This window comes from Bacillus sp. JZ109, from assembly GCF_053903135.1.
Map to the genome: position 1 here is coordinate 4,093,575 of NZ_CP096388.1, position 9,816 is coordinate 4,103,390.

Genomic DNA, 9,816 nt, shown 5'->3' on the forward strand with positions numbered 1-9,816 from the left:
AAAAAGAATCACTATGTGATATCTTGTGTTACTAATTGAATGTGATGTCTACTGTTATCTAGTTTTCAAAGAACACGTTGGTGGAGCCTAGCGGGATCGAACCGCTGACCTCCTGCGTGCAAAGCAGGCGCTCTCCCAGCTGAGCTAAGGCCCCGTTATATAAGATGGTGGGCCTGAGTGGACTCGAACCACCGACCTCACGCTTATCAGGCGTGCGCTCTAACCAGCTGAGCTACAGGCCCATCTTAACTTATTCAAGGAACAAAGTTCCTTCAAAACTAAACAAGACAGGGAACGTTCTGTTTATAAGACCCAAGGTCTTATATTCCGTAAAATATCCTTAGAAAGGAGGTGATCCAGCCGCACCTTCCGATACGGCTACCTTGTTACGACTTCACCCCAATCATCTGTCCCACCTTCGGCGGCTGGCTCCTAAAAGGTTACCTCACCGACTTCGGGTGTTACAAACTCTCGTGGTGTGACGGGCGGTGTGTACAAGGCCCGGGAACGTATTCACCGCGGCATGCTGATCCGCGATTACTAGCGATTCCAGCTTCACGCAGTCGAGTTGCAGACTGCGATCCGAACTGAGAACAGATTTGTGGGATTGGCTTAACCTCGCGGTTTCGCTGCCCTTTGTTCTGTCCATTGTAGCACGTGTGTAGCCCAGGTCATAAGGGGCATGATGATTTGACGTCATCCCCACCTTCCTCCGGTTTGTCACCGGCAGTCACCTTAGAGTGCCCAACTGAATGCTGGCAACTAAGATCAAGGGTTGCGCTCGTTGCGGGACTTAACCCAACATCTCACGACACGAGCTGACGACAACCATGCACCACCTGTCACTCTGCCCCCGAAGGGGACGTCCTATCTCTAGGATTGTCAGAGGATGTCAAGACCTGGTAAGGTTCTTCGCGTTGCTTCGAATTAAACCACATGCTCCACCGCTTGTGCGGGCCCCCGTCAATTCCTTTGAGTTTCAGTCTTGCGACCGTACTCCCCAGGCGGAGTGCTTAATGCGTTAGCTGCAGCACTAAGGGGCGGAAACCCCCTAACACTTAGCACTCATCGTTTACGGCGTGGACTACCAGGGTATCTAATCCTGTTCGCTCCCCACGCTTTCGCTCCTCAGCGTCAGTTACAGACCAGAGAGTCGCCTTCGCCACTGGTGTTCCTCCACATCTCTACGCATTTCACCGCTACACGTGGAATTCCACTCTCCTCTTCTGCACTCAAGTTCCCCAGTTTCCAATGACCCTCCCCGGTTGAGCCGGGGGCTTTCACATCAGACTTAAGAAACCGCCTGCGAGCCCTTTACGCCCAATAATTCCGGACAACGCTTGCCACCTACGTATTACCGCGGCTGCTGGCACGTAGTTAGCCGTGGCTTTCTGGTTAGGTACCGTCAAGGTACCGCCCTATTCGAACGGTACTTGTTCTTCCCTAACAACAGAGCTTTACGATCCGAAAACCTTCATCACTCACGCGGCGTTGCTCCGTCAGACTTTCGTCCATTGCGGAAGATTCCCTACTGCTGCCTCCCGTAGGAGTCTGGGCCGTGTCTCAGTCCCAGTGTGGCCGATCACCCTCTCAGGTCGGCTACGCATCGTCGCCTTGGTGAGCCGTTACCTCACCAACTAGCTAATGCGCCGCGGGTCCATCTGTAAGTGGTAGCCGAAGCCACCTTTTATGTTTGAACCATGCGGTTCAAACAACCATCCGGTATTAGCCCCGGTTTCCCGGAGTTATCCCAGTCTTACAGGCAGGTTACCCACGTGTTACTCACCCGTCCGCCGCTAACATCAGGGAGCAAGCTCCCATCTGTCCGCTCGACTTGCATGTATTAGGCACGCCGCCAGCGTTCGTCCTGAGCCAGGATCAAACTCTCCGATAAAGTAGTTTGACTGACTACGCACATCGCTGTGCGATTTATAAAAAATGAATTAACAGGTACGTTTTGTCTTGTTTAGTTTTCAAAGAACTTTGTGTGCTTCTCTCGAAGCGACTACTTAATAGTAACATTTTTAGTTAACTAGGTCAATACTTTTTTAAAAAAGTTTTTACTAGTCATAATGGTCATGCTTGTGTCTTTAAAAAGACAACAGAAATGATTATACCATAATTTTTATGACTGTAAAGGGTTATGACAAAAAAAGCACAGCTATTTCAGCTGCGCTTTTTTTCACACTTCTTCTTGTTCTTCTTCATTCTCATCTTCTTCGTTTTTCTCTACTAAAGCTACTGTAGCAACATGCTCTTCTTCTGCCATTCTGATGAGACGCACACCTTGAGTGACACGTCCGGTGATGGAGATATCATTGATGTCCATTCTGATGAGTACGCCGCTAGCTGTAATAATCATTAAGTCCTCTTCACCTTTAGTAGCTTTCACTGCTACTAGTTGGCCGTTGTTCTCGGTGATTTTCGCTGTTTTGAGTCCTTTTCCGCCCCGGCTTTGGGTTCTGTACTCTTCAGCCGGAGTTCGTTTTCCGTACCCTTTTTCAGTTACGATAAGGACGTGTGATTCTTCCTCTAAAATCTCCATGCCGACAACAACGTCGTCATCCGTCAGAGTGATGCCTTTTACGCCCGCCGCAGTTCTTCCCATCTCTCGGACATCTGTTTCAGGGAAACGGATCAGTAAACCGTTTTTCGTTCCAATGATGATTTGTTTTGTGCCGTCAGTCAGACGTACACCCATCAGTTCATCATCTTCACGAAGACTCAGAGCAATTAGACCATTGTTGCGGATATTAGCGAATTGAGATAGCGATGTTCGTTTTGAAACCCCATGCTTTGTAGTGAAGAAAAGGTAAAGCTCCGCATTGAATTCCGTGACTGGAATAATCGCGTTGATCCACTCACCCTTTTCTACCTCCAGCAGGTTAATAATCGGGATTCCTTTTGCCGTTCTGCCGTATTCAGGGATTTCATACCCTTTTGCACGATACACTTTCCCCTTGTTCGAGAAGAAGAGAATCGTGTCATGAGTTGACGTAGAGATCAAATGTTCAACGAAATCATCTTCGTTTGTTCCCATACCTTGTACACCTTTTCCGCCCCGTTTTTGACTGCGGTAAGTTGATGCAGGAAGACGTTTGACGTATCCGTTGTGCGTCAGAGTAACTACGATATTTTCTCTCTCGATGAGATCTTCATCTTCAATTGTCTCCAGTCCAGAAGTGACGATCTCAGTACGTCTTTCATCGTTAAAACGCTCTTTGATTTCCGTGAGTTCTTCACGAATGATCTCAAGCACTTTATATTCATTTGCCAAGATGTCTTTTAGCTCTGCAATTAATTTAACAAGAGATTGGTATTCTTCTTCGATCTTTTCACGTTCCAGTCCCGTTAAACGCTGGAGCCTCATGTCAAGGATCGCTTGTGCTTGCTTCTCTGTCAGTGAGAATTGTTCAATTAAACCTGTTCTCGCAATTTCAGCCGTTTGAGAATTACGGATAAGGGAGATAACTGCATCGAGATGATCCAGTGCAACTCTCAATCCTTCCAAGATATGAGCTCTCGCTTCTGCTTTACGCAATTCATAAGCAGTACGGCGTCTAATGACAACTTTTTGATGGTCAAGGTAATGCTCCAGGCATTGCTTAAGAGTTAAAACTTTCGGCTGGCCATCAACAAGTGCAAGCAGGTTGATGCCAAAAGATGTTTGTAGAGCAGTTTGTTTGTACAGATTGTTTAAGATAACATTCGCATTGGCATCGCGTCTGATTTCAATGACAATTCTCATACCTGTACGATCTGACTCATCACGCAGATCTGTGATACCCTCTATCTTTTTGTCCCTTACGAGATCAGCAATTTTCTCAATTAATTTCGCCTTATTTACTTGGTAAGGTAACTCTGTAACGATAATTCTTTCTTTACCCGAAGATGTTTGTTCGATCTCAGCTTTTGCCCGGATCGTGATAGAGCCTCGGCCTGATTCGTATGCTTTCCGGATACCGCTGCGTCCCAAGATTTGACCCGCGGTCGGGAAATCAGGCCCTGGAATGACTTCCATAAGCTCTGGAATTGTAATGTCCGGATTCTCACTAACAGCAAGTACACCGTCAATGATTTCTCCCAGCTGGTGCGGAGGAATGTTTGTTGCCATACCTACCGCAATGCCGGCAGCACCGTTCACGAGCAGATTCGGGAACCTTGAAGGCATAACGACAGGTTCTCTTTCTGACCCGTCATAGTTATCCTGGTAATCGATTGTGTCTTTTGTGATGTCGCGAAGAATCTCCATTGAGATTTTAGACATTCGTGCTTCTGTATAACGCATGGCCGCCGCTGAGTCTCCGTCAACAGAACCGAAGTTTCCGTGACCGTCAACGAGCATATAACGGTAGTTGAAATCCTGAGCCATTCTGACCATGGATTCATATACCGCTGAATCACCGTGCGGGTGGTATTTCCCGATAACTTCTCCAACGATACGCGCGGATTTTTTATAAGGCTTGTCACTTGTCATGCCTAAATCATTCATTGCATACAAAATCCGTCTATGAACCGGTTTTAAACCGTCACGAACATCCGGAAGAGCACGGGACACGATAACGCTCATTGCATAATCCAAGAAGGACGTACGCATTTCCTGACTGATATTTATTTCACGAACTTGTGGTGTGTTTTGTTCACTCATTAAAAAACCTCCCTGAAGTATCACATGAAATATGTGGGAGTAGATTGTCCATTATGACCTTCAATACGATTTCACTATTCTCCATTATATCAATAAACTTATGATTATACACATTAAATTGCTAGAATATATAGGTATTGCAAGCATTGCTGCATCTGATCTTGTTCAGAAAAAAGCCTTATTTCTTATTGGAAATAAGGCTTTTTATGATTAGATGTCAAGATTTTTAACGTATCTCGCATTCGCTTCTATGAAGTTTCGGCGCGGTTCTACCTTGTCGCCCATAAGCATTTCAAAAGTCTCGTCCGCATCCATTGCATCTTCAAGAGTTACCTGAAGAAGTGTTCTGGAACTAGGATCCATGGTTGTCTCCCATAGCTGGGTGGCATTCATTTCACCAAGACCTTTGTAACGCTGCAGTCCAGGCTTAGGCGTTTGAGGAAGAGTTTTTAACAGCTCTTCCAGCTCCTTGTCATTGTACGCATATTCAACGCGTTTCCCCTGTTGAACCTTGTAGAGCGGCGGCTGCGCAATGTACACGTAGCCATTTTCGATAATTTGGCGCATATATCTGTAAAAGAACGTTAACAGCAGTGTTCTGATGTGCGCGCCGTCAACATCGGCATCTGTCATAATGACAACTTTGTGGTAACGGGCTTTCTCAAGGTTGAAGTCTTCCCCAATACCTGTGCCGAGCGCTGTGATCATAGAGCGAACTTCGTTGTTAGAAAGGATTTTATCCAGTCTGGCCTTTTCAACGTTTAGGATTTTACCTCTAAGCGGCAAAATGGCTTGGAAATGTCTGTCGCGTCCTTGTTTAGCAGATCCTCCGGCAGAGTCACCCTCTACGATATATAACTCGGAGATGCTCGGATCTTTTGAAGAGCAGTCCGCTAACTTACCGGGCAAGTTGGAAATTTCCAAAGCACTCTTACGACGTGTTAGTTCACGGGCTTTTTTCGCAGCCATTCTTGCTCTTGCCGCCATTAAGCCTTTATCGACAATTTTTTTGGCTGCATCTGGATTTTCCAGCATAAATGTTTCCATCGCCGTAGAAAATAACGTATCGGTGATCGTCCGTGCTTCTGAGTTGCCCAGCTTTGTTTTCGTTTGGCCCTCAAACTGCGGATCAGGGTGTTTGATTGAAATAATCGCTGTCAGCCCTTCCCTTACGTCATCTCCGCTTAGGTTTGGATCATTTTCTTTAATAAGCCCTTTTTTTCTGGCGTAATCGTTGATAACACGAGTCAGGCCCGTTTTGAAGCCAGCTTCATGGGTACCGCCTTCGTACGTGTTAATGTTGTTTGTAAACGAGTAAATGTTGCTTGTGTAGCTGTCATTGTATTGCAAAGCCACTTCAACCGTAATGCCGTCCTTTTCGCCTTCAATGTAAATCGGCTCTTCATGGACAACCTCTTTAGAGCGGTTTAAATACTCTACATAACTTTTAATTCCGCCTTCGTAATGGTATTCATTTTTGCGCTCTTGTCCTTCACGTTTATCTTCAATCGTGATGTTTACGCCCTTTGTTAAAAAGGCTAATTCACGCACGCGGTTGGCAAGCAGATCGTAATCATACTCGGTTGTTTCTGAGAAAATTTCAGGGTCCGGGACAAAATGTGTCGTCGTTCCTGTATGATCCGTTTCGCCAATGATTTCAAGGTCTGTAACCGGAACTCCGCGTTTATAGGTTTGGCGGTGAATTTTACCGTCACGGTGAACCGTCACATCAAGCTCTGTTGATAGTGCGTTTACGACCGACGCACCTACACCGTGTAATCCTCCGGATACTTTATAGCCGCTTCCGTCAAATTTTCCTCCGGCATGAAGCACCGTCATAATGACTTCTACCGCAGGACGGCCCATTTTTTCATGAATACCGACTGGAATACCGCGGCCATTATCTACAACCGTGATACTGTTGTCTTTTTCGATTTGGATATTGATATCCGTGCAATAACCGGCGAGGGCTTCGTCAATACTATTGTCGACAATTTCCCATACCAGGTGGTGAAGGCCTTTACTGTTTGTCGAACCGATATACATCCCCGGTCTTTTACGAACAGCTTCCAATCCTTCTAGTACCTGTATCTGATTTTCATCATAACTGTTTTGCTGCTGTTCCATAGCCACGTCATTCACCTACACTTTTCTAAACGATATATTCGTGATAAAAAATTTCTAAGAATCTATTTCAAACATAAATTGCGCACGTTTTTTTAATGTGCTGGAAGATAAGGGAGAGTAATATATATTCTGAACCGTGACTACGATAGATTTGGGCGTGCCGTTTACGGAAGGCACCACCTTGTGTTTCTGTTTTTTCAGAAATTCTTCAACAATAGGCGACATGTTGGCTTTAAAGTCAAAAATGCCGACAATATCTCGTGTTGAAACCACAAAGTCATCACCTAAATGAATATACAATTGCTCACCTCATTTCTTCACTTCACTAACGCACCATTTTGCACACGGAACATTCCTGCTTGACGTAAGGTTTCGTGATCAATGCCATCAACGCTTGTCGTTGTGACAAACGTTTGTACACGGCCTTGGATCGTATGAAGCAAGTGTGACTGGCGATAATCATCCAGTTCACTCAGTACATCATCCAATAGTAAAATGGGATATTCTCCGATTTCTTCATGGATCAGGTCAATCTCCGCCAGCTTAAGGGACAACGCCGTCGTTCGCTGCTGTCCTTGAGAACCATACGTCTGCACATCGCGTCCGTTCACATAGAAAAGAACATCATCGCGATGAGGCCCTGACAGCGTCACACCACGCTCAATTTCTTTTTCTCTTAATTTAGAAAACGCTTCTTGATAGCTATCTCCTATTTTCGACAAATCTAGGGGATCTGATACATCAAGAGCTGTATGGTATTTCAGGGTCAGTTCTTCAAGCCCTCTTGAGATGCCTGCATGGATGGGCTGCGCCCATTTCTCGAGCTGTGCTGTAAACTGCAGGCGTTTTACGACGACTTTTGCTGCAACTTCTACAAGCTGATCGGTCAGAACATCGAGCATCGTCCGGTCAGTTTGTTTTCTTGTTTGCAGCTGTTTCAAAAAATGATTCCGCTGGGAAAGGATTTTCTGGTAAAGAGAAAGATCATGAAGGTAGACGGGAGAAACCTGTCCGATTTCCATGTCAAGAAACCGCCTTCTCACTTGAGGGCTTCCCTTTACAAGATTTAAATCTTCCGGCGCGAACATAATGGTGTTGAGGGCCCCGACATACTGGCTGAGCTTTTGCTGTTCAATATGATTGACCTTGCCCTTTTTACCCTTTTTGGAGATGACGAGCTGCATCGGAATCGCCCCGTTTTGCTTCATCACTCTTCCCTCTATTTTAGCATAGTCTTTGTCCCACCGTATAAGTTCTTTGTCATTTGATGTCCGGTGCGATTTCGCCATGGACAAGACATAGATCGCCTCCATGAGGTTTGTCTTCCCCTGGGCGTTTTCTCCGATGATCACATTTACTTTATTTTCAAATTGAAGTTCAGCATGGTCGTAGTTGCGGTAAGATGTCAGTTCTAAGTTCTGGATATACAATCAGTGTCACCCGCTTTAATTGACGACTTGAAATGAACCAAATCCTTCAATCTCTACCACATCTCCAACATACAGCTTTCTGCCTCGGCGGTTGTCCGGCTCATCGTTCACAAGCACTTCATGCTCGCTTAAAAACCACTTCGCCATACCGCCAGACTGAATCACATCGGCTAATTTTAAGAATTGTCCGAGTGTAATCATCTCTGTATCAATTGAAATCGGATTTGCCATTATATCGACCTCTTTCAAATATCACTAATATCTAATTGTACTAAAAAAAAACGAATTAGGGAAAGGGAAAACTTGTCGGAGCAGATACCGAATAGAAAAGCTGCCGACGGGTCGGCAGCAGTGTATCGGATTAATAGGTTCTGACAGGAAGGATAAGCTGTACAATCGTTTCATCATTCGGCGTGCGAATTAAGAAAGGTCTCATTGCGCCTGTAAAGCTTACGCGTATTTCTGCTCCTTCAAGCACCTTTAGTGCATCCAGCATATATTTTGGACTAAAAGAGATATTTAATTCCTCACCTTCAATTTGATCCGCAACAATTGCTTCCACAACTTTACCGATTTCTGGCGAATTGGAAGAAATTTCAATGGATTCAGCCGGTTTTGCGGACAGTTTTACAACGTTGTTGCGTCCCTCTCTAGCTAAAAGAGATGCACGATCAATGGCCTGAAGGAATTCTTTTGTGTTCACAATGATTTCTGTTTTGCTGTCTTGCGGAATCAGGCTGGTTGTGTCTGGATAATTCCCGTCTAGAAGCCGTGAGAAGAATAAGACGTTTTTCGCTTTAAACAGAACTTGGGTTTCTGTGATGACGATATCTACAAGTTCCTGGTTGTCATCTAAAATCTTGCTGAGTTCAGTTAAACTTTTTCCCGGAATCACGACGTTATAAGATCTGTCTTCTGGAATATCAAGTTTCGCCTTTCTTAATGCGAGACGGTGGCTATCCGTTGCAGTGCATAATAATTCACTTTGCTCCACTTTCCAGTTTACACCTGTCAAGATAGGGCGTGTTTCTGAGGTGGACACCGCAAATACTGTTTGTCTGATTAGATTTTTTAACAAATCAGTTGGGATCTGAATCGCATGATGCTCTTCAATCTGCGGCAAGTGCGGATACTCATCAGCATCCAGTCCGTTTAGATTAAATTCAGCTTTACCAGAACGGATAATCGTCAAATACTGATTTTGGACTTCGATTTCTACAGTTGCCATCGGCAATTTTTTTACAATTTCACTAAAAAAGCGAGCCTGTAAAACGATGCTTCCGGGCTGTTCAATAGTGACGATTTCTTTATCTCCTTCTTCTTTTGGAATGAAGGATTCAATAGAAATATCTGAGTCACTCCCTGTAAAGGATACTCCATCATCTGATGCAACAATTTTAATACCAGTCAGAATGGGAATCGTGGTTCTGGATGAAACTGCTTTTAATACATCTTGGACACTTTCAACAAGACGATCTTTTTGAATCGTGAATTTCATTTTTATCCTCCTAACGGATAATGTATTAATATATATATATTTATAAAAAAATAGTAGAAGTAATAGTAGGGCCTGTGGATTTGTGGATAAGTTGTGAAAAAGACAGGAAATAC

6 protein-coding genes, 2 tRNA genes and 1 rRNA gene are annotated in these 9,816 nt (G+C 44.7%); all 9 read right to left on the reverse strand.

What is annotated here, in order from left to right; genetic code table 11:
• Positions 1–78 precede the first annotated feature (78 nt).
• Positions 79–154, reverse strand: a tRNA-Ala gene (locus M1D94_RS21615).
• A gap of 11 nt (positions 155–165) precedes the next feature.
• A tRNA-Ile gene (locus tag M1D94_RS21620) sits at positions 166–242 on the reverse strand.
• A 102-nt stretch (positions 243–344) separates the two neighbouring features.
• A 16S ribosomal RNA gene (locus M1D94_RS21625) occupies positions 345–1,894 on the reverse strand.
• A 288-nt stretch (positions 1,895–2,182) separates the two neighbouring features.
• Positions 2,183–4,648, reverse strand: a complete 2,466-nt coding sequence (gene gyrA, locus M1D94_RS21630) for a DNA topoisomerase (ATP-hydrolyzing) subunit A (protein ID WP_003244540.1) — start codon at positions 4,646–4,648, stop codon at positions 2,183–2,185.
• A gap of 210 nt (positions 4,649–4,858) precedes the next feature.
• The gene (gyrB, locus tag M1D94_RS21635) at positions 4,859–6,775 is read right to left on the reverse strand and encodes a DNA topoisomerase (ATP-hydrolyzing) subunit B (protein WP_003226808.1); all 1,917 of its coding nucleotides are present in this window, start codon (positions 6,773–6,775) and stop codon (positions 4,859–4,861) included.
• 54 nt (positions 6,776–6,829) lie between these two features.
• Entirely contained in the window at positions 6,830–7,075 is a 246-nt protein-coding gene (remB, locus tag M1D94_RS21640) for an extracellular matrix regulator RemB (RefSeq protein WP_003219266.1), read from the reverse strand.
• Positions 7,076–7,092: 17 nt separating this feature from the next.
• Positions 7,093–8,205, reverse strand: a complete 1,113-nt coding sequence (gene recF / locus M1D94_RS21645) for a DNA replication/repair protein RecF (protein WP_003243515.1) — start codon at positions 8,203–8,205, stop codon at positions 7,093–7,095.
• 15 nt (positions 8,206–8,220) lie between these two features.
• On the reverse strand, positions 8,221–8,436 hold the full coding sequence (gene rlbA / locus M1D94_RS21650; RefSeq protein WP_003226810.1) for a ribosome maturation protein RlbA: 216 nt from the start codon (positions 8,434–8,436) through the stop codon (positions 8,221–8,223).
• Positions 8,437–8,566: 130 nt separating this feature from the next.
• On the reverse strand, positions 8,567–9,703 hold the full coding sequence (gene dnaN, locus M1D94_RS21655; RefSeq protein ID WP_003242509.1) for a DNA polymerase III subunit beta: 1,137 nt from the start codon (positions 9,701–9,703) through the stop codon (positions 8,567–8,569).
• Positions 9,704–9,816: the final 113 nt, after the last annotated feature.

Coding starts and splice junctions, on each gene's coding strand:
- gyrA (WP_003244540.1), bottom strand. CDS start 4,648: ATGAGTGAACAAAACACACCACAAGTTCGTGAAATAAATATCAGTCAG.
- gyrB (WP_003226808.1), bottom strand. CDS start 6,775: ATGGAACAGCAGCAAAACAGTTATGATGAAAATCAGATACAGGTACTA.
- rlbA (WP_003226810.1), bottom strand. CDS start 8,436: ATGGCAAATCCGATTTCAATTGATACAGAGATGATTACACTCGGACAA.
- dnaN (WP_003242509.1), bottom strand. CDS start 9,703: ATGAAATTCACGATTCAAAAAGATCGTCTTGTTGAAAGTGTCCAAGAT.